Origin of the sequence: Hydrogenophaga sp. Root209, assembly GCF_001428625.1 — a bacterium.
GTDB lineage: Bacteria > Pseudomonadota > Gammaproteobacteria > Burkholderiales > Burkholderiaceae_C > Hydrogenophaga.
The window spans coordinates 33,628-54,909 of the sequence record NZ_LMIE01000004.1 but is presented as its reverse complement, the minus strand read 5'-3'; the positions used below and the strand labels follow the sequence as shown (position 1 = coordinate 54,909).

Genomic DNA, 21,282 nt, shown 5'->3' with positions numbered 1-21,282 from the left:
AAGTCCTTCAGTGAAAATCGCGCATCCGCGTGATGAGTTCGGGCCAAGGCGCAGCGACATACCCGGTGGCTTCCCGGAAGCGCTCGGCGTTCAGCGACCGGTCGATGGCGACACTGTCATCGGGCTTGATGTCGATATGCTTGCCGTAGGCATCGCGCACCAGTTGCAGCAGGGCAAACTTGGCGATGGGCTGCGCCGCCACATGGTAGAGGCCTGACAGTTCAGGGTGGGGTAGCACGACATCGCGCACGACGCGCGAGAGTTCCGCAGTGGGAAGGCCCGAGAAGATGGCCTTCCGATAGCCTTTGACGGAGCCTTCCTGCGCGAGAAACCAGCCGACCAGTCCGTGTGCGCTGCTCAACTCGTGGCCGATGATGGACGTGCGCAGCGTGATGGCATGCGGGTAAGTCACTTCGCCCAGGTACTTGGAGCGGCCATACAGGTCTTCCGCGTCCGACGGGTCGGACTCGTGATAGTCACCCTTTCTGCCATTGAAGACGCAGTCGGTGCTGATGTGCACAAAGCGCGCACCCATCAGCCCACACAGACGCGCCAGTCGATGAGGCAGCAGGGCGTTGATGGGCAGTGCGGACAGCGGGTCGTCCGCTTGCGCCAGTTGTTTCACGAGGCCGATGCAGTTGATCACCGCCTCAGGGCGCACCTGGGCCAGCAAGGCGGTCAGTGCGTCGACGTTCTCGACATCAATGCCTGTGACGATGCGCTGCGCCAAGGTGGCGTCGAAGTGTTTCAACACGCTGGCCGACCGGGCGGTTCCCCAGACTTCGAAGGCATCCGATTGCGTCAGGGTGCGCAGCATGGCGTTGCCCAGCATGCCCGAGGCACCCAATACCAAAACTCTCACCGTGATTTCTCCTGATTTTGAATGGCGTGTGTGGCCACAAGTTCTTCGAACTGCCCCACCAGATCACTGGCCAACCGGTCCAGAGAGAAATGAGCAAGCGCATACCGGCGGGCATTTTCGCCCATTTTGGTGCGTGAACTGCTGTCCATTTGTGTCAGAACCTGCACCGCTTCGGCCAGTGCCTGGGCATCACCGGCGGCGCACGCTATGCCCGCGCCGGCTTCTGTGACCACCCGGGCGCCCTCGCCGTTGAGCGAGGCGACGACAGGCCGTCCGGCGGACAGATAGCCTTGCACCTTGCTCGGAATCGTGTACGAAAAGATCGGTTCGTTGCGCAACGACACCAGCAAAGCTGACGCCGCTTCGTACAGCCGAGGCATGGCGGCGGGTGGAAACCGCCCGGGCAACGTCACATTGCGCAGGTTGCGGCGCTGGATCTCGTCGCTTAGCCAGTTGGAGAGACTGCCGCTGCCAATCAGAAAGAACCGCGCGTGCGATTTGGCGTTCTGAAGCCGCTCGGCCGCATCCAGGATGGTGTCGAGGGATTGGGCGGCGCCGAGGTTGCCGGCGAACACGATCGAGAAGCCCGAGGCGATGTCGTTGACCAAGGAATCCACGTCGACGGGGGCTTCGGACACTGCTTCTTCGACCCATGCGTTCGGGTAGTAGTGGATGTTGGCGGTGCCGTTTGTCAGCGCGAGGATCGGCGCCCTGAATGCCTCGGAGGGCACCAGCACACGGTCGGTATGTCGGTAGATGAAGCGCACCACGCGCGCGACCAGACCCAGAGCCATGCGGTTCTTGATGAACCCCGTCGCGGACAGACTTTCCGGCCAGAGGTCTTGAACCCATACCGCCAGCGGTGCGCGCTTGAGCCAGGCCAAAAACACGGCAGGCAAGGCTTGCAGCAAGGGCGATGGAGCGTAGACAAAAACCACGTCGAAGCGACGATCGCGTAGCAGCCACGGCGCGATCACGGTACCGGAGGCAATGAATGACAGGTAGTTCAACACCAGACGGCCCGGCGAGAGCACGCCACGCGCAACGAGTGGCAGACGAATGATTTCCACACCCATGTGCTGCTCGCGCTGCACGCCCCAGGCTGAGTACTCTTTGAAGATGTGCCCTTCGGGGTAGTTGGGTTTGCCGGTCAGCACGGTGATGTGTAAGCCGCGTTCTTGCAGGCTCCTCGCCAATGCATTGATGCCGAAGGTTTCAGGCCAAAAATACTGGCTGACCAGCAAAACCCTCATGCACGCTCCGACAAGATGTCGTTGCACAGCGAGGCGTAGCGCGCAGCCTGGACTTGCCAGAGGTACTCGTCGGCAACGATGTGCGCGAGTACCTGTGCGCTATGCCGTTGCTGCTGAGGCGAATCCAGTGCCTGTGCCAGCCCTGCAATCAGCGCGTCTGTACTGACGGCCACCATGATCCCGGCCCCGGCCTGTGCGATTTCCGACAGTCCGCACGCGTCGGTGAACAGCACCGGACATCCGCACGCACCTGCCTCAAGCACCACGATGGACATGGCTTCGCGTCGTGAAGGGATGGCCAGCAAACTGGCGAAGCGCAAGGCCTCGGACTTCTTCGCCCCGCTGATGAAACCAGAGAAGTGCACCCGGTCTTGCAGACTGTGAGCCAAAGCTCTCGCCCGCAGCGTCTCCAGCAGGCCACCGTCCGGCCCGGCCATCACGAGGTGGTGCTCTGGAAATCGGCTGGCAATGGCGGCAAAGGCCTCCAGCAACAGGTCTGGGCCTTTGATGTGGTTGAGCCGTCCGAGGAACAGAACGTAGGGGGCTCCTTTCAAACCGGAGGCGATATCGGCGCAGGCCGCGTCGCGACTTCGGACGGTGTGCGCGTATTGCTCTAGGTCGATGCCGTTGGGTATGACGCATATCCGCTCATCGGGTACGCCGAAGGCCAGGAAGTCGGCGCGCTCGTCTTGTGTAATGGCGATGCACCTTGCTGCCGAGGTGGCGATCTGGCTGCCCACCCAGGCGTTGTATAGGCGCTTGATCAGAAGCGATCGTCCAAATGGCCGCAGCGCCCCGGCCGGATTAAAAAGGTACGGCTTGCCCAGCTTGCGGCAAGCAAGGAAAACCCGAGCGTTCAACACGGTCCAGTGTCCGGAGAGATGCACCACATCGGCGTCGGCCACCAACGCCTGAAGCTCGCTGGAAGACAACTTCGGTATGAAGAACCGCTGGTTGATGCATGGAGCAGCCACCATCCTGACGTCTGCGAGTTCTTGCTGCCTGTCGGCCGTGTTGCCGATGTCCAGTGTCAGGATGGTGCATTGAACGCCCTGACGCTGGAGGAACCGCGCAATCTGGAATGTGCGCTCGGCGGTTCCGCCACCCGTGACGGTGTCCAGCAAATGGTTGACCAGGAGCACCTTCATATCGATTCTCTGGTTGACAAGCCGTCTCGATAGCGCGTTCCAAACGCCTGCAATGCGGGGACAAGTTCCAATGGCGGAACGAATCCCCACGCCCGCAGCTTGGTCGACCCGTAGGTGCAGTACGGATCAATCTCGCTGCGACCTCGCAGACGAAGGATTGCCGGCAGTAACGACTTGGGCAGCGGGAGCGGGCGAGTGGGGTAGTCGGGAACCTGCAACGCTTTCATCAGCAACTGCTCGACGCAGCGAAACGTATTGGACGAATCGTGATCTTCAGAGGCGATGAACACGTCACCTTGGAGGGTGCGCTGTGCCTGGCACAAGAAACTCAGGGCTGCCACGACGTTCTCTACCGGCACGAGATGCATGCTGCGTTGTCCGAACAGGGAGGAGCGAGCGTAGTTCAGCCACCCGGGGTTGTACACGAGGCTCTTGCACAAGGTTTGCAGTGCTTGCCCACCCTGTCCGAACACGGCGGCAGGCCGCAGCACAGCCAGTTCAAAACGGCCGTTTACCGCCCCCAGGAAGGTACGTTCAATCGCCAGCTTCTGTTGCCCGTAGTCATCGATGGGATTGCAGGGAGTCGATTCGTTGATGGAGCCTCCGGCGGTTCTTCCGAAAACCGAGATCGTGCTGCAGTGGATCAGGCGGCGGATACGTGCCTTCGCGCACCCGGTCACCATGGTGTGGGTTACCTCGACAGCGTCATTGATGGAGGGTTGCGGCACGTACGCCAGATGCACCACCGTGCAGTCAGGCACCAGCAACCGCTCCCATACTGACGGGTCTTTCATGTCACCCACGATCCATTCAATGCCGCTGCCCTCGCTGGCACGTGGTGCCCTCGACAGCGCCCGCACCGGCGTGCCCTCGGCCAACAGCAAAGAAATCAAGTGGCGACCCACGAAGCCGCTGGCGCCGGTCAGTACAACCGGCGGCATGTCAGCGGTACTCACTGGGCATTCCGAACGAGCTCAGCTTCTTGTTCATGGTTCTGGTTGTCCCGTCATTTGTGCAATGTAGAGATTTGCCACATGTGCTGCAGAAAAACGCGCCCTGATTTTCTCAACTTCACAGAAGGAGACCTCGGGCGGGCTAAGCACGAACGCTCGTAGCTTTTCCAGCTCATTCAATGTGGGCCCTTCGGAGGCTCTTATGAGCGTCAACGTGGCGGGATATTCACGAAGCGCCTGTACTGAGGTGTCCCGCTCAATACTGATGAGATTCAGGATCGGCCTCCCCACCGCCATGTACTCGATGACTTTGCTCGCCAGTTGCGAAGCAGAGTCGTTGCCGATGTTGACGAGAATGTCCGCGTCCAGCATGGCTTCATGGACTTGAGTCCGACTGACCATGCCATGTACGTAGAGCGAGCTTCTGACCTGAACAGGGCACGCCGCCAACTCCTCAGTGCAATCGTTGACGGCGCCGTAGAGGTGCAGTTCCAGTTGTCTGTCAGAAATGGTAGAGAGCAGGGCTTCGAAGCAGGCCAGCATATAGCCCGGACTGCGCAGCTTGCGGTACAGGGTGCCTATAAACACCAACCGCAATACCGGGCGTGTGGACGGCGGCGCTCCCAGCGGCAGCGCCGGCAGGGACAACAGGGGTGGCGCCAGACGGATTTTCTCGTCCGGAACCGAAAAGTGCACTTTGTACATTTGTCGTGTGGACTCGGTGGTCACGCACACCGCGTCTGCGTTCGCGAGGATGCGACTCTCGACAAATCGGTTCAGACGCGAGAAGAACCGCTGGTTGTTCGGAGCAGGTTCCGACATGAGGTGGAACGGATCACCGATATCGACCAACCATTTCGCCTTGCCCGCACCCGTCCGAGCCCGATGACCCACGACGTGGCCGGTGAAAGGATGAGAGACAGAAATCACCCAGTCAAAATCGTGGTGAGTGCACAGCTGCCTGGCGGCGGCCGTGGCGGGAACGATCCATCCGCATGCAAAGTCTGGCCAATACGTCGTTCGCCAGACCGCTCTTGCGACCTTTCGCAGCGTTGCTTTGAGTTTGTGCACGAATGTGGACTGTGGAGGATTCGTGGTGCTGGTGCTCGTTGGAGTCACTCGCCGAGATGCATTCAAGAGCCAGTCCTGAACGCGGTGCACCTTCACGCCGTCATCTGATACGGCCGGTTCTTGAGACAAACGTGCTGCACAAAGAACGTGCACTTCATGACCCAACTGCAAGAACTGTTGGGCCAATGCAGACCATCTGAATGCTCTGGGCGTCAGGTCAGGCGTATACGAATACGTGATGATGAGAATTTTCACGGTGGTGAAGGCGCATGGCTGACTGGATATCCGTAACCAGACGAAAAAGGCAGTGGCAGTGGGGTCGGGTCGGCAAGCAATAGTTCGCCTTCGGTGAAGTCCAGGACCGAAATCCCATCATCCTCAAGCGCGACGATGCGATAGACCCAAGCGCCATACCCTGAATGTCGACCGATGAACCCCTTGCTTCCGAAATACAGGCATTCGCCTTCAGCGCCTCCACGCAAGTCAAAGGGACCGAGGTTCAGGTTTGCGGGTTCGCGGCCTTTCACCCTGGGAACATGGTGTGCCGTGGCTGATCGGTATGCGTTTCGTTTCTCCATCGACGCGGTGTAGATGCAGGTTCCCGGATCACGAACGTGGTCGACTCCATCCAGCACGAGTTCGATACCGAGCTGATCGCAATGCGCGTGCGCGCCCAGCCCAGAGATGCCGATCTCACCGCAGCGAACCGCAAGATAGACGCGAGGGCTGCGGAACACAAAACACCCCATGCCCATGAAAGCTTGGTACGTCATTTCATTGAGCAAGCCCGATGGTTTGGCTGAGAAGTGAGATTTCCAGCGCCTTGTTTGAGGTGTGTTTTCGAATCGTCGCATGTGGTCTGCCCATACCTGCGCGTCGCCCACACATCTACCGCCAGACGAGTCCGTTGCTGGGAGGGCAAAGGTCGCGGTTCGATCTGTTGGATATAGCCCCGCAAACGCCCGAATGATGTGAGCAGCGGGGTCGTCGTAAGCGGTGTTGTGAGACCCGTCGGCCAAGATTGCTCGAATCCCTGCCAACAGCGAGCCGTGGTCCAGAGACCACGCGCAGGCTGCAGGGTCGTTGTCTGCTCGAATCTGCTCGCCACTGCCAATGACCAAGAAACGCCCGCTGTCGTTGTCCCCAAACTGAGTGACGGCCCCATCTGGCCGTGTCAAGGCTTGGGTGAAATCCGCCATCTTGGCGAGGCGCTCCCAACACCAAGACGGCACTGGCGACACCCGATCACTGCCCGGAACGGGATGCATCTCCCAGCTTCCTGAGCGCAATCGCGACACCTTCTTGCGGTGGTGGACGTCTTGTTGTGTCAGAGCAGCGAGTTTTTCTGCAGGCAGATTGCTCAAGAGTGCAAACCCCCAAAGCACCATTTCTGCGGACAAGCGGTGGTAACACACCGAAGCTTCAAAGTTGCTACCGTCCTCGTGGAATTGATAGTCAACCTCGGCCACGAGTTCTTGCACCGAGAATGCCAGCCATCCATCGACCTCGTCGCTCTTTGGCAAGTAGGTGGCGGCAAAGAGTAGCCCGACGATGTTGGCCAGATAGTGGTTGCCGCGATACACGGGTGACCATTCTAGATTTTTGACGACGTACCTGGCGTGAGCAAGGATGCTTGCGGTGAGCACGCGCTCAAAGACGTCATCCAGATGCTCACCAGAAGCCATGATGATGTCGCGTGCCACGAGCAGGTTTGCACAGCGTATCGCCACGTCCATCGCGCAACTCCAGTTCACGCCGAAACCGGGGGGATTCGTTGCGATGAAGTCAAGCACTTGGTTGCGAAACTCTTGGACGTACTCTGCTGCTACACGAAACCCAGGGGCTTCCGTACGCGCGAAATGGCAAGCCAGCGCCAAGGTGGGCAGGTGTTGCATGCGCCCCAACTCCCAGGGCACTTTGATGTCCACACCGGGCAATCGCCCAAAAGAAATACTTCGATGCCAGATGTTTTCACGCCAACGGTAGCCCGATTTGAAATCCAGCTGCCAGTCGATGGGCACGTAGTTCGGGCCGATCAATTGCCAAATGCGTTGGGATTCAATCAAGTTTGTGCGGTTGATTCGCCCGGTCAACCAACGTCCGGCAGTATCCGCACGAACTGGCCTGGAGGCGGGATAGGTTACTGCAACATTCCCTCTTGAGGCCATTCCGTGGAATACAACGCATCTGCCAGATCCGAGCAAGTTAAAAGAATGAGTAAGCGCAAACTCGGCCTGTTCACGCAGAAATAAGGGGAAACGAGGATATCGAATAGCGAGATATTTGATGCAAGAGCGATCAAAAGATGCAAAATAACTTGCTGTTACGAATGGATGCGCGGAATTATTTTCTGGATAGCTGGATGCAAATTGATTAAACAATTGTGCGGCTATGCTTCTCAATTCTCGATTGGATCTTCGGATTAGGCGCGTAATGATACTGAATATCCTCATACACAATCATATTGGACTTGATTCACTTGTCAAGTAAGAGGCTTAACCAAATAAATGAGCGCAAAGAAACGTAGATAAAAGTTGAGGCGTGGCCAAAATACGCTCTGTCTATTATATAAACTGCCAAGCAATCATTTGCATGAAGTCAATGAACGTGATTTCATAGACCGGAGAGAAGCGCGGTCAGTGATGATATGTGCAATTTGAAGAATCAATGCCGTGGTGATTGCAAATCCGTAGGATAATTCTTCGATCGTTGCATAGAAGGTCAGAAAATATGCCACATAAAGACAGAGTAACCAGATCGCGCTATCCTTTAGGTACAGAATTTTCGCGGTTTCACCGATCTTCTTCTCAAGTAGGGGAAATACCAATGAAACGGATAGCAAAAATATTCCAATAATTCCGGTGGATACAAGGGCATTTGTATACAGACTAAGGAAGCTGCCCGGTAGTTTACTCTTTAATGCATTCGCCAACTGAAGATTAGAAATGCCAAGTCCGATACCAGTAAGATTTACGGTGTAAAAATCGATTGCCTTGGATAAGTAAGCTCGATTTTCTGCTTGCATGCCTGATTGAGCAAGTGGTTTGACGCGATCTTCAATGATGAGCATGACTAATTGTCCTGCATGCATATGACTGGTATCAGCTATCCTGTATCCATGGGTATCTTTTTGACCATCAACTAACACCGAAAAAATACTGAGTGCGATAAATATGGACGCGAAATATCGATAGTTAACGATTTTACGAGAGTCAATTGTCCAGCTCAGAATTGCCAGTCCCCCGGTAGAGGCTACAATTACTATTCCCAGTAGGCTTCCAGTGAGAAAAATTGATCCCAACATAAGGCCGGAGCAAAGTGCAATTATTCTTGATCGCCAAATAAACTGAACTGAAAGAAAATAAGGAAGCAGTATCCATTCGACGTACAGTCCAGGCTCGCGGAAGGTTCCTAGAAGTCGGTGAAATGGATACGTAAATATTGGTTTGCTTGCCACTAAATCGCCACCCGTCCCCATCCTGTTGCGCTCAAATTCGGGTAATCCGGCCACTTGCGCGACATAGATGTAAAGTGCAATTGCCGCAAATATTGCCCCAATATAAATCACCGCAGAGATAAATGGAATAATATCTTCTCGCGAGTTAAAAAAATTGAAGTAAATAAACAACGTCGATATAAAAAAGAACAGCTTCAAAAACCTAATTAAGATAAACATCAAATCTTGAAGGGTTAATGATGAAGTCAGGTTGACTAGGGCGACACAGGTGGTTGTCATTGCCCAAGCGAAAAAAAGTAAATAAAATGTGATGGCTCTATGATTCGACAGACGTTGAGGTAAAAACAGCATTGCGATCAATGCTATTAAGTAAGAATACCAAGTGCTTGGAATGTTGAAAAACTGATACGCATCTAGACCGGAGGCGATAAAGCTCGCAACGATAAGAGTAGATGCAATTTGAGATTTTCTGAGCCTCATCGAACGATTTACCTTGATGGCAGGTTTTTCTGAAAATTAATCAAAAGAATACCAATTATGAATCCAGTTTCAAGGCATTAAAAATTTTCTTATTTAAATCATCTTGGTCACGTGACTTAAATGTGATGGTTCCGGCTGGGCGGTCGCACACATCGCTGGCAACTGCAGGGGTGCCAGCATATATAGCCTCAGCGATACTTATTCCATAACCATCAGTTGAAGTTGGACGTACCATAATGTCAGACAATTGAAATAGTGGCCACACTTCTCCCGTTCCGGTGAAAAAGAAAAAATGTTCATCGAGACCCATTGAAGCGAGTTTCTTCTGCATTAAACGCAAATATTCTGACGGCGTACTGTCTGAAAGCGCGAAAACAAATCCAGCGTTTGGTGCTCTTTCCCTTGTTGCAGCCAGCAATGAAATGCACATGTCCAATCCATATAAATCAATCCCAGCATCAGTCAAAATAATTCTGAATGCGTTTGCTGACAGCAACGGCGAGTGATTCGTGATGAATTTGTTGAGTTCGGAAGGGTACTTGGAAATAATGTCATTCTTTTCCGAAAGATCTTGCGGTAAAAATGGAGAGGAGAATTGGTATACCGTTGATTCTCTGAGATATCCCCTGGAGATGTAATTGTGCCTCGAGTGCAATCCATCAAAAAAAACCGTCGCACATTTAGACAGGCAGTGTTTCAATGCTAAAGCCTGGAAGCCATTCAATTTTGAAAGATCGTAATTATGATCGTGAAAGAAGATGCTGGCATTTCTCAAATTGAATGTTGCTCCAACCAGTCCGATGCCACTTAAATCATTGATATAGATACCATTGTTTGCAGGCGCGAATACTAGTTTCAATAGATATAAAATTTTTTGCGTCTTAGAGGCGTGGAGCAAATCCATCTGGAGAACAAATTTCCCCTGCTTTCGCCAAAGTCCAATAAGCCGTTTTGCAAAGATCGTCACTCCGCCAAATGGGGGAGGTGACGCTCCGACAAAAAACCAGCGCTTTATTGAATCAAGTTTGTGCATTATCGATCTTCCGATAATAAATATACATGTGGTCAAACAGCGGCGTATATCGCGTAGGGCTAAATCTATCAAATAGAAACATTAGTTTTGACCAGGCTTTTGCGGCCAATGGAATTCTTGAGAATGGATTGAACATTCCTCCGCTCGTGAATGTTGTTGACACCATCTCGAAATCCCGTTTCTTCATGAATTCGTCCAAATACCTGCGCGAGAAAAATCCAAGATGAAATGGTGGGTAATACTGATGCCAACTAGGCCCTTGTAATCTGGCTTTGACACTTTCATGCGATGGAACCATCAGCGCAAGTATTCCAGATGGAGCAACTGAATTTGCCAATGCATTTAGAACCTGTTCTGGCTTGGTTAGATGCTCCAAGATCGCATAACAACTAACCACATCGTATTGTAATTCCAGGTGGGATTCTTCAAGCGGCGTATTAATTACATTCAACCCCCTGGATCTTGCAACGACTGCAACGTCGTCAACAACCTCTATCCCGGTCCGAGCAATGTTCATAGGCCAATGCATCAAGAAATCACCCGTTCTGCAGCCACAGTCTAATATTGACCGTATCTTGCCTTGGTGTAAGGCAGTAATAACTTGCACCTGATGCTGCCAATACGGATTCTGAGTGAAGGCGACTTTAATGTATGGCTCCGCAAGCGAGAACTTTTCATTGGCAGTTCGGATATCTATTTCATGCTCTTTTGGGTCAAAAAACCTCGAATCGCAAGCTGCACATTGATACAGCGTGTATGCAAGCGATCCGTTAACAGGACTCGGCACATTTAAGATGGGCATTGTCTTGGTTGAGTGACAAATAATGCATGCCGGATTATTGATAATCATTTAAATTCCTTGTTGGACTGAGTCCTCAGTTGTTTGAGTGCTAATGAATTGCTCAAAAGCACAAAAACCAGCCCATAAATTAGTTTGGCCCAAACCATTCCCCAAACAGCAAACTCTAAGACAAGCAGATAACCGCAGATAAATCCCGCGATGAGTGCAGACCCCGCAATGATTGTGTTTATGGAGGTTTTGCCATAACCAATCAAAACGCTTCCGCCCAATGTCCCGCAAGATACCAACACATAGTTGATGCACAGTCCTGCAAACAGTTCGGGAGTTAATCGATATTTGTCAACATATATGATGGGAAAAACGAATGCAACAAAAAAAATGGTGCATACCGCAACACCAATGCTTAAAATTGCAAGTCGAACTTGCGCTCGTATAAATGCCTTCTTCAATCGATCAGGGGAGGCGACGCTACGAATCATATCCGGTGAAATCACCGTTTGAATTGATGTTGTAATAACCATGATTCCGCCGGCCAGAGCAGATGCAAGTGCATAAGCACCAAGGATATTTCGATCAATATCCAACGAGTCCAAAAGCAGGATATCTCCATAGCTTCCTGCAATGACAAATAAGTTGCCCAACATTGCAAATGCAGAAAATTTCAAGAATCCAGAGGGCAGTTCGGTGTGGGGAGCTGTTCCAGCTTCTCGAAATTTAAAAGAGACTTCTCTAGCAAATCGCAGTGCGCCGAAGAGAAATGATATGACGGTGCCGGCAACATAACCAGATAGAGCATATGCATAGGCTAGCGTGATTGTGATTGCGAAAGTCCAGATTCTTACAAAGATCTGTGCAGATGCGGCAGTTGCGAACTGATTCTTTGCGTATAAAAAATTACGAAACAATTCAACAACAACACCCAAAGGGACAGATATTAATGCCAGAGGAAGAAGTACTATTAATCTTGGGTCGTCCCAATTTGTAGTTGTCGTAAATATCGCTACTGATACGACTGCGATATAACCCAAAGAGGCATATGAAGTCAAGATAATCGTCTTGTTGAGTAACGCCCAATTATCTATCTGCTTATCAGATGCTGCGCAATACTTAAGGACGCCAGTAGTGAATCCGAGACTCGCAATCGTAATGCCGATAATAATGTATGCCTGTATCAATCTTACTTGGGCGATATCGGTTTCTTGTAGAAAAATTGCAAGTACCAGCACACTGCCAGACGCCAGCAGATTGGTGACGAAGTTGGCTGCAAAAGTCGATGCGATTGCACCTTTTAACATTCTGAATAAATTTCCAATTATGTAATCGTCGGTTGCGAATACATTATATTTCGAGTGGCACAATTTCTCTATTCGGTCGCTTCTTTAATTTGATACAAGGCTTTTCAACCACCATCCAAGAAAGACCGGCGATTACTGTCGTGCAGAGCATCCCAAGAATAAATGCATTGCTTCCAATCATTAAATTTGTCTGTAGCAAAAAATTAATGACCGGCATATGGTAAATGTACACTCCGTAAGAAATATCATTTCGTCTAAGAAGTTTATCGGAAAGTTTTGGGTTTAAGTATGCGCATTTGATTATTAGTGTACTCAATAAAATAAAGCATATTGGATTTATCGAATTTCCACTTCCGAACTTTATTGCGTCTGAGATGAAGTAGCAAAAACAATATGGCAGTAGAAGATAGAGCAATTTCGTTTTGATGATTTGTGAGCGCAGACGTCGTTGTGTTGACAGGAAGGCTCCAAATGCGAACATGTAGACCCAAGGAATGAAGGAGTAGTCAATTAATTGCTTTGCAATTGACGTTCTGTCATTTATGTGGTTGTTTGCAATGTTTGCAATAACAGCGATGCTCAGCAGGCTAAGTGCAATTTTTTTGTGTTTCGTCGAGAGTGCAAAAAGAAAAGGCATCAATAAATAGAACTGAACTTCTACGCCGATTGTCCACAAGCTGCCATTGAGTGCTCCCGAGCCATAACTTCTTAAGAATTCGGGATTATAGAACTGAGCAATACTATTGTGGGCAGCAATTAAGATTACCAGATCGTCGAAATACTCTTTCCGAAATATATGATAGCCACTAAGCTCTACGGATATAAGTGTTAAGCCTGTGCAGGCCAATAGCCCTGGAGCCAGTCGCAACGCACGATTTAGAAAGAAATAATGTCGCTGAGTACTTTCAGTTTCTGCGTAAGATTGAAATATCAAATATCCACTGACGAAGAAAAAAATAGGTACGCCGGGGAAATACTCTAAAATTGCTATCCACTGAGATTCAATTTTGAGATAATGCGCAAGATGTGTCGCCGCGACCTGCAATGCTGCCGCCAGTCGAATCAGATCAAAATTGTTATCCTTCAACGAGATGTTGGCAGCAGCCGCCTCAATTTTCATAAGGAAGCCTGATCAAATTGCGTGCTTTCATTGAGTCGCTTTCCATCCTCCGTACTGACTATTTGATTTTTGATGTAGGTCTTCCACCATAAGGCGAAATTAAACAAATACCATACCTGCGCAGCTTTTCGCTCTTCGATCAGTCGAAATACTTCAGCCTTGTCAAAGAAATCGGTGTCTTTACAGAATTCCGCCAGTTCTTTGCGAACTTCATCTCCCAGCTTATCCAAAAGCCATTCGTGTATCGGTACACCAAAGCCTTGTTTAGGCCGATCGATGATCTCGTCGGGGATTACGCCGCGAACGGCCTTCTTGAGAATGTGCTTGAGTGTGCCGTTTCGCGTCTTGACAGATTCAGGGATGCTCATAGCCAGTTCCACAAGCTTGTGATCAAGAAAGGGCACTCGTCCCTCAAGGCTGACCCCCATGCTCATCTTGTCCACCCTCATCAATAGCAGTTCGGGTAATCGAAGGTTGAGATCCAGATAGGTCATCCAGTTCAGCCAAGATGCATGCTGACCCTTTGCTTTTGCTTTAAATCGTTGATGAAAGGGTTCGATCGCGTTCCACGAGGAAAGTCCTTTGAGTGCCTTCCTCAGCCTCGGTGAGAGTAGTTGGGCCTTGTGTGCCTCCGTAAACGCCTCTGCACCACCCCAGAACACAGGTTGTCCTTCAACCCCGCGGCGCAACCATTCGTATGAAAAGGAGAGCTGTTTGTTGATCCCTCGCATGACGGACAGACCAATCCGTTTGAAGACCTTCGGTATAGGAAGGTCGTTGAGATGTTGCAGGCGTAAGGAGGTTTTCCATCCAGGATAGCCCCAGAACAATTCGTCAGCACCCTCACCCACTTGGCAGACGATAACGCCATTGTCACGGGCTAGCTTGGACACATAGTAAACAGGCACACATACGGGATCAGCAATCGGCTCGTCCTGAAGGTGTACCATTTCAGGCAGAAAGTCGATCAAATCACTTACCGTAAGCAGCTTTTCGTGATATTCAGCACCCACGTCCTTTGCCACGCGCCGGGCAAAGTTCAGCTCATTTTGGTAGCTGTCGTACGCCCCTTCATAGCCGATGGAAAATGTCTTGACGTGTTCGCCGGATCCGCCAGAGAAAAGTGCGGCGTTCGTGCTGGAGTCGATGCCGCCAGAAAGAAAGACGCCTACGGGTACATCGCTGACCTTCCTCAACCGAACTGCAACCTTCAGTTCGTCGAGAATCTTCGTGGCAATTTGTTCATCGTTTAAGTGACTGACGTCCACACAATGATCCAAGGCGTCCCAATAACGATGCTCCTGCAGACTTCCGTCCAAGGAGATCTTCATCCAAGTCGCTGGCGGGAGTTTTTTGATACCCGCAAACAGCGTGGAAGGGGCGGGCGTTGTCAGGAATGATAAGTAGTGATACAGCGCTTCTTCGTTGACCGCACGCTCCTGTTGCGGATCTTTAAGCAGAGCTTTAATCTCTGAGGCGAAATTGACACGCCCATTGTGAAAGCTATAGTAAAGCGGCTTAACACCCATGCGGTCACGAATCAGCCAGAGTTCCTGCTCTCTGCTATCCCAGAGTGCAATAGCAAACATGCCTCGAAATTTATGAAGACACTCAATGCCCCATTCCTCAAAGGCGTGCAAAATGACTTCGGTATCTGAATGATCGGTCTTCCACACATGTCCGCCAATCGCTTCGAGTTCCTCACGAATTGCAGCATGATTGTAGATCTCACCATTGAACACCACCTGCAAACTACCATCTTCATTGCTCATTGGTTGAGCCGCTGTATCGGAAAGATCGATGATGGACAGCCGACGATGTCCTAGACCGATGCGGCTGTCGGGTGACACCCAAACGCCACAGCCGTCAGGACCACGGTGCTTCATGGCATCTCGCATCGATTCGATAAATTCTTTGGAGATAACAAATGAACTATCGCCAATTGCTAGCGACCCTGTGATTCCGCACATTCTATTTCTGCCTTGACGTTGGAAGGTAAGTGTCTTGATTTCGGAGAATTTCGCTGCACCCTAAGAATCGAAGAATATGATCGTGGATACTTTCGAGGTGAATAGAATTCATTGATTGTGTTATCTCAAATTCACCTTCAATGTCTGTTTGACATCGATTGGAGTAGCTCATTAATTTGAAAGCTGATTCGGGTGGCCTGCACTTGCTGCCACAAAGGAATCGGCCATTCTGCCTTTCCATGAATTGCTGCTGCAAAGGCTTGCAACTCCTCTTTCTGGCCTTTTTGCGAAGCTCGAGTTTCGAAGGGCTTACTGATACCGCCCGTCACCGTCAAAGCCCGGTAATCGTTGAGCGAAATGACCATGCCGTCCACAAAAACTTCCATGGACTCCTTGGGGAAGTCGGTGTTGCCCAGCGCCGTGTAACTGAGACTGGCCACCGACCCGTCATCAAAGCCGATCGTGGCTGTAAAGTTGTCTGTCGCCGAGTAGTAGTCCGTGGTGGGTGTGAGGGCCGTGGCGTGGACCGACTTGACTTGCGATCCGGTCAGGAACGTGAATAGGTCGTAGATGTGACAAGCCTCGCCCCGGTTGCGTCCGCCGCCCTCGGGTCCGTGAACCCAGTGGTCCAAGGGTATGTACCCGGCGTTCATCCTGTAGTTGATCAACATTGGATTGGAGCGCTTCTGAACCAGGGAAGCGATGCGCTGAGCGTAGGGGGAAAAGCGCCGATTGAATCCTGTCAGAAGCACAGGCTTGGGCCCGGAGCCTTCTTGGTAGAACGCCTCAATGGCCCTCAGCTCTGTCTCATCCAGCGCCATCGGCTTCTCGAGCAGAACATGCTTGCCCGCCCGAAGCGCGTCCAAGGCCAGAGTCGCATGTGTATCGTGGCGCGTAGCAATGATCACCGCATCGATATCAGGATCCTTCAAGACCTCCTGATGATCGGTTGTGCAGTACTCTGCCAAAAAGCGTTTGCCCGTAGTCGCAGCGTTGTGCCCCGTTCGGCTCACCACCGCGCGCAAGATGAATTCTTCTTTGAGCTCCTGCAGGTTGGGCAGATGCATACCCTTGGCAAAGCCGCCGGCACCGATGAGGGCGATGCGTATGGCGCCGGATTTTGTGTTTGTCGGGCGCTGCGGCGTCAGTGGCATTCGCCGTGGCATGGCTTCGTTGCTGCGCGGATAAGAGAGCAGCACCATCAAAGGCTTCGCGGTTCCAGACTGCAGTGACCGATAAGCTTCATCCACGTTGTCGATGGGGTGCACTGCAGCGATCATGGATTTCACTTCAAGCGTACCGTCTCCAATGAGCCTCAGGTACTCGGCCATGTTGCGGCCTTCGGTCCATCTCACGTAGGCCAGCGGATAGTCAAGGCCACCTTCCTCGTACTGGGCGTCATAGCGGCCAGGCCCATAGGAGCTTGAAATCAGAAAGTCCAGCTCTTTGGCGTAGAAGTCGGCGCGCTGAAGATCCAGGCCCACATCGCCCACCAGGACCACACGGGCCTTCTTGCGGCACATGCGAAATGCCGCCGACACGATGGCGTCGGACGGACTGGCCGCAGTGATGATGACACCGTCTGCGCCGGTCCCGCCGGTGATCCGTGCCACCTGCGCCACGTCATCGGCATCGTCTGGGTGCACGCCCCAACTCATGCCGTGCTTCTCGGCAAGCGCGATTCGGGATCTGTCCAGATCGACGCCAATGACCCGGCATCCGTTTGCTCGGAGCATCTGAACGGTGAGCTGGCCAAGTATGCCCAGTCCGATGACGACGAAGGTTTCACCCAGCGTGGGTGATGCGCGGCGCACACCCTGCATGGCAATGGCGCCGAGTGCGACCGAGGACGCTGCATCGAATCCGACGGCATCGGGCACGGACACCACCAGGTTCTTGGGGACACGCACCACTTCGGCGTGAAACGCACACTGCGCGCCAGCACAGGCGACGCGGTCGCCGGGGGCAAATTCGTCCACGCCCTCACCAACCTCCAGCACGATGCCTGCGCCTGAATAGCCTGTGGGCGACTCCACCGCCAGACGCTCCTGAACCAGCCTGCGCGTTTGCGCCAAGCCGTCGGTCATAAGCATGTCCACAACCTTCTTGACATGTTGTGGCTGGCGCATTGCCCGTTTCCATAGCGGCACTCCAGACGACTTGACGCCCGACATTTCGGTGCCGATCGAGATGCACGAATGATCCATGCGGATAAGCACGGTGCCTGCTTCAACCAATGGTGCTGGCACGGTCTCCAGGCGGACGCTACCGCCACTGACAAGAACTTGTTTCATTGTTTTGGTCGATTTCGTAGGCACGCTGCCGAAGCGGTGACGACGCAGTCGTTGAACATCGCTGAAGGTGAGAAATGCTGTCCATGGCTGTCTTTGGCAGAGAGCGTTGGAGCCGCGCCTGTGTCCGGCCACGCGACGTTGATGCCCGGATCGTTCCATGCAATGCACCGCTCGTGCTCGGGCGCGTAGTAGTCGGTGGTTTTGTAGAGAAAGTCAGCCGATTCGCTCAATACCAGGAACCCGTGCGCAAAACCGGCCGGTACCCAGAGCTGTTTGTGGTTCTCTTCAGAAAGCTCCACGCCCACCCATTTGCCCAAGGTTGACGATCCCTTGCGAATATCCACGGCGACATCGAACACGCTGCCTCGTACCACGCGCACCAGCTTGCCTTGTGGCTGCTGCACCTGATAGTGCAGCCCCCGCAACACCCCCTTGGCACTGCGACTGTGGTTGTCCTGCACGAAGTTCACATCAAGACCCGTGGCTTCATTGAAAGCCTTCTGGTTGAAGCTTTCGAAGAAAAACCCGCGCTCGTCACCGAACACTTTGGGTTCGATGATGAGCACGTCGGGGATGGCGGTGGGCGTGACTTTCATCGGAGCACCGGGTCCTTGAGCAGACGCACGAGGTACTGGCCATACCCATTCTTGAGCATGGGCTGTGCCAGTGCTTCCACTTGGGCGCTGTCGATCCATCCGTGCCGCCATGAAATTTCTTCGGGGCAGGCGATCTTCAGCCCCTGGCGATGTTCCAGCGTGGCGATGAACTGGCTGGCTTCGAGCAGGCTGTCGTGGGTGCCGGTGTCGAGCCACGCATACCCGCGCTGCATGATCTGCACGTTGAGCTGGCCGAGGTCCAGGTAGGTCTGGTTCACGGCAGTGATCTCGAGTTCGCCGCGCGCGCTGGGCTTCACCGCACGGGCGATGTCCACCACCTGCTGGTCGTAGAAGTACAGGCCGGTCACCGCGTAGTTGCTCTGCGGCTTGACCGGCTTTTCTTCGATGCTGCGGGCCTTGCCTTGTGCGTCGAAGGCCACCACGCCGTAGCGCTCGGGGTCGTTCACGTGGTACGCAAACACGGTGGCGCCGCTGGCCTGTGTGTCGGCGTCGGCCAGCAGCGTGGTGAAGTCGTGGCCGTAGTAGATGTTGTCGCCGAGCACCAGGGCGCTGGGGTTGTTGCCCACAAAGTCGGCGCCAATGATGAAGGCCTGCGCGAGGCCGTCGGGGCTGGGTTGCACGGCGTACTGCAGGTTCATGCCCCAGGCACTGCCGTCGCCCAGCAGTTGCTGGAAGCGCGGCGTGTCCTGCGGCGTGCTGATGATGAGTACGTCGCGGATGCCGGCCAGCATCAGCGTCGTCAGCGGGTAGTAGATCATCGGTTTGTCGTACACCGGCAGCAGCTGTTTGCTGATGGCCAGCGTGGCCGGGTGCAGGCGGGTGCCGGAGCCGCCGGCCAGGATGATGCCTTTGCGTAGTGTCATGCGTTTTGTCTCAGAGAATTTCGGCGAGCATACGCCGCACGCCGTGCTGCCAGTCGGGCAGCGTGAGGCCGAAGTTTTCACGCAGGCGGGCCGTGTCCAGGCGCGAATTCAACGGCCGGCGGGCGGCGGTGGGGAAGGCGCTGGTGGGCACGGGCGCCACTTCCCGGGCCTTGATCGCGAGGTCTGGTTTGAGGACAAGCGCTGCCTCAAGCACGAAGCGGGCGTAGCCGTTCCAGGTGGTTTCACCTGCTGCCGCAAGGTGGTAGGTGCCGCCGCGCGCTTCCTCGCGCAGGGTCTGGCGAATGGCGTGGGCCGTCACGTCGGCGATCAACTCGGCCCCGGTGGGCGCACCGAACTGGTCGTCGATCACGGTGAGGCGGTCGCGTTCCTGCGCCAGGCGCAGCATGGTCTTGGCGAAGTTGCCGCCGCGCGCGGCGTAGACCCAGCTGGTGCGAAAGATCAGGTGGCGCGCACCGGCCGCCGCGATCAGTTGCTCGCCTTCCAGTTTGGTCTGCCCGTACACGCTCAAGGGTCCGGTGGCTGCGTCCTCGCTCCATGGCGTGGTGCCGTCGCCGTCAAATACGTAGTCGGTGGAGTAGTGCACCAGCAAGGCACCCACTTCACAGGAGGCTTGTGCCAGCGCGCCAGGCGCCAGCGCATTGGCGGTGCGCGCTTGTTCGGGCTCGCTCTCGGCCCTGTCCACAGCAGTGTGGGCCGCGGCGTTCACGATCACGTCTGGGCGCAGCCGCAGCACGGTTTCGCGCAAGCCGTCCAGGTTATTCAGGTCACCACAGCCACCGTCAGGCAGCGTGCTGTGGCGGTCCAGCGCCACCAGCTCGCCCAGCGGCGCCAGGCTGCGTTGCAGTTCCCAGCCCACTTGCCCGTTCTTGCCCAGCAGCAAGACCCTCATGCGGACACCGGCGCCTCGTACTGCGCCTGCACCCACTGACGGTACGAACCGCTCTGCACGTTGGCCACCCATTCGGGGTGGTCCAGGTACCACTGCACGGTCTTGCGGATGCCGCTCTCGAAGGTCTCGGCGGGCTTCCAGTCGAGTTCGCGTTCGATCTTGCGCGCGTCGATGGCGTAGCGGCGGTCGTGGCCGGGGCGGTCTTTCACGTAGCTGATCTGGCTGGCGTAGGGCTGGCCGTCGGTGCGCGGGCGCAGTTCGTCGAGCAGTGCACAGACGGTGCGCACGATGTCCAGGTTGGGCTTTTCGTTCCAGCCGCCCACGTTGTAGGTCTCACCCACCAGGCCGCCTTCCAGCACGCGGCGAATCGCGCTGCAGTGGTCTTTCACATAGAGCCAGTCGCGCACCTGCATGCCGTCGCCATACACCGGCAGGGGCTTGCCCGCGAGTGCGTTGACGATCATCAGCGGGATCAGCTTCTCGGGGAAATGGAACGGGCCGTAGTTGTTGCTGCAGTTGGTGGTGAGCACCGGCAGGCCGTGGGTGTGGTGCCAGGCGCGCACCAGGTGGTCGCTGGCCGCCTTGCTGGCCGAGTAGGGGCTGTTGGGCTCGAAGCCGTGCGTTTCGGTGAAGGCGGGCGCGTCGGGCGCCAGGCTGCCGTAGACCTCGTCGGTGCTCACGTGCAGGAAGCGGAACGCGGATTTCTCCTCAGCCGGCAGGGCCGACCAGTGCGCGCGGACCGATTCGAGCAGGCGGAAGGTACCGACGATGTTGGTCTGGATGAAGTCTTCGGCGCCGTGAATGGAGCGGTCGACATGGCTCTCGGCGGCGAAATTGATCACCGCGCGGGGCCGATGCTCGGCCAGCAGCCGGGCCACCAGGGCGCCATCCCCGATGTCGCCTTGCACGAACACATGGCGCGTGTCGCCCTGCAGGCTGGCCAGGTTCTCCAGGTTGCCCGCGTAGGTGAGCTTGTCGAGGTTGACGACGGGCTCGTCGGACTGGGCCAGCCAGTCGAGCACGAAATTGCCGCCGATGAAGCCGGCGCCGCCAGTGACCAGAATCATGAAACTTCCCTAAAGGTGGCGATCTTGGGGCAACCCGAGGGCCGCCATGAACCACGCATTATCTTCACCAAACCGCCGTTTCCGGCA

Annotated in this window: 17 protein-coding genes; all 17 read right to left on the bottom strand. The window is 54.3% G+C overall.

Annotation, left to right across the window (positions count from 1 at the left end; all coding sequences use genetic code 11):
* Nucleotides 1–7: 7 nt before the first annotated feature.
* Nucleotides 8–862: a dTDP-4-dehydrorhamnose reductase family protein gene (locus ASE11_RS04705; RefSeq protein WP_056267039.1), complete on the bottom strand. Its 855-nt coding sequence runs from the start codon at nucleotides 860–862 to the stop codon at nucleotides 8–10.
* Complete coding sequence (locus tag ASE11_RS04700) at nucleotides 859–2,115, bottom strand: glycosyltransferase family 4 protein (protein ID WP_056267034.1); 1,257 nt, start codon at nucleotides 2,113–2,115, stop codon at nucleotides 859–861. Before ASE11_RS04700 ends, ASE11_RS04705 begins: the two co-directional genes overlap by 4 nt.
* A complete protein-coding gene (locus ASE11_RS04695; RefSeq protein ID WP_056267029.1) occupies nucleotides 2,112–3,263 on the bottom strand; it encodes a glycosyltransferase in 1,152 nt (383 codons plus the stop codon). Before ASE11_RS04695 ends, ASE11_RS04700 begins: the two co-directional genes overlap by 4 nt.
* Entirely contained in the window at nucleotides 3,260–4,219 is a 960-nt protein-coding gene (locus ASE11_RS04690) for an NAD-dependent epimerase/dehydratase family protein (protein WP_056267025.1), read from the bottom strand. The genes ASE11_RS04695 and ASE11_RS04690 overlap by 4 nt, the downstream gene beginning before the upstream one ends.
* Nucleotides 4,220–4,249: 30 nt before the next feature.
* Complete coding sequence (locus ASE11_RS25205; RefSeq protein WP_082585525.1) at nucleotides 4,250–5,542, bottom strand: glycosyltransferase; 1,293 nt, start codon at nucleotides 5,540–5,542, stop codon at nucleotides 4,250–4,252.
* Complete coding sequence (locus ASE11_RS04680; protein ID WP_235501192.1) at nucleotides 5,539–7,353, bottom strand: heparinase II/III family protein; 1,815 nt, start codon at nucleotides 7,351–7,353, stop codon at nucleotides 5,539–5,541. The genes ASE11_RS25205 and ASE11_RS04680 overlap by 4 nt, the downstream gene beginning before the upstream one ends.
* A 518-nt stretch (nucleotides 7,354–7,871) precedes the next feature.
* A complete protein-coding gene (locus ASE11_RS25720; protein WP_156406236.1) occupies nucleotides 7,872–9,224 on the bottom strand; it encodes a hypothetical protein in 1,353 nt (450 codons plus the stop codon).
* Nucleotides 9,225–9,279: 55 nt separating this feature from the next.
* The gene (locus ASE11_RS26970; RefSeq protein ID WP_082585523.1) at nucleotides 9,280–10,257 is read right to left on the bottom strand and encodes a glycosyltransferase; all 978 of its coding nucleotides are present in this window, start codon (nucleotides 10,255–10,257) and stop codon (nucleotides 9,280–9,282) included.
* Nucleotides 10,244–11,107 (bottom strand): class I SAM-dependent methyltransferase, encoded by an 864-nt coding sequence (locus ASE11_RS25195; RefSeq protein WP_082585522.1) that lies wholly within the window; start codon nucleotides 11,105–11,107, stop codon nucleotides 10,244–10,246. The genes ASE11_RS26970 and ASE11_RS25195 overlap by 14 nt, the downstream gene beginning before the upstream one ends.
* Nucleotides 11,104–12,354, bottom strand: a complete 1,251-nt coding sequence (locus tag ASE11_RS25190) for an oligosaccharide flippase family protein (protein ID WP_082585521.1) — start codon at nucleotides 12,352–12,354, stop codon at nucleotides 11,104–11,106. Before ASE11_RS25190 ends, ASE11_RS25195 begins: the two co-directional genes overlap by 4 nt.
* A gap of 43 nt (nucleotides 12,355–12,397) precedes the next feature.
* On the bottom strand, nucleotides 12,398–13,474 hold the full coding sequence (locus tag ASE11_RS25185; protein WP_082585520.1) for an acyltransferase family protein: 1,077 nt from the start codon (nucleotides 13,472–13,474) through the stop codon (nucleotides 12,398–12,400).
* Entirely contained in the window at nucleotides 13,471–15,444 is a 1,974-nt protein-coding gene (gene asnB / locus ASE11_RS04675; RefSeq protein WP_082585519.1) for an asparagine synthase (glutamine-hydrolyzing), read from the bottom strand. The genes ASE11_RS25185 and asnB overlap by 4 nt, the downstream gene beginning before the upstream one ends.
* 137 nt (nucleotides 15,445–15,581) lie before the next feature.
* The gene (locus tag ASE11_RS04670) at nucleotides 15,582–17,738 is read right to left on the bottom strand and encodes a bi-domain-containing oxidoreductase (RefSeq protein ID WP_056267014.1); all 2,157 of its coding nucleotides are present in this window, start codon (nucleotides 17,736–17,738) and stop codon (nucleotides 15,582–15,584) included.
* Complete coding sequence (rfbC, locus tag ASE11_RS04665; RefSeq protein ID WP_056267008.1) at nucleotides 17,735–18,334, bottom strand: dTDP-4-dehydrorhamnose 3,5-epimerase; 600 nt, start codon at nucleotides 18,332–18,334, stop codon at nucleotides 17,735–17,737. The genes ASE11_RS04670 and rfbC overlap by 4 nt, the downstream gene beginning before the upstream one ends.
* A complete protein-coding gene (rfbA, locus tag ASE11_RS04660; RefSeq protein ID WP_056267006.1) occupies nucleotides 18,331–19,218 on the bottom strand; it encodes a glucose-1-phosphate thymidylyltransferase RfbA in 888 nt (295 codons plus the stop codon). The genes rfbC and rfbA overlap by 4 nt, the downstream gene beginning before the upstream one ends.
* Nucleotides 19,219–19,228: 10 nt before the next feature.
* Nucleotides 19,229–20,128 carry a dTDP-4-dehydrorhamnose reductase gene (gene rfbD / locus ASE11_RS04655; RefSeq protein ID WP_056267003.1) on the bottom strand — a complete coding sequence of 300 codons (900 nt, stop codon included), beginning with the start codon at nucleotides 20,126–20,128 and terminating at the stop codon, nucleotides 19,229–19,231.
* Nucleotides 20,125–21,195 (bottom strand): dTDP-glucose 4,6-dehydratase, encoded by a 1,071-nt coding sequence (rfbB, locus tag ASE11_RS04650; protein ID WP_056267000.1) that lies wholly within the window; start codon nucleotides 21,193–21,195, stop codon nucleotides 20,125–20,127. The genes rfbD and rfbB overlap by 4 nt, the downstream gene beginning before the upstream one ends.
* Nucleotides 21,196–21,282: the final 87 nt, after the last annotated feature.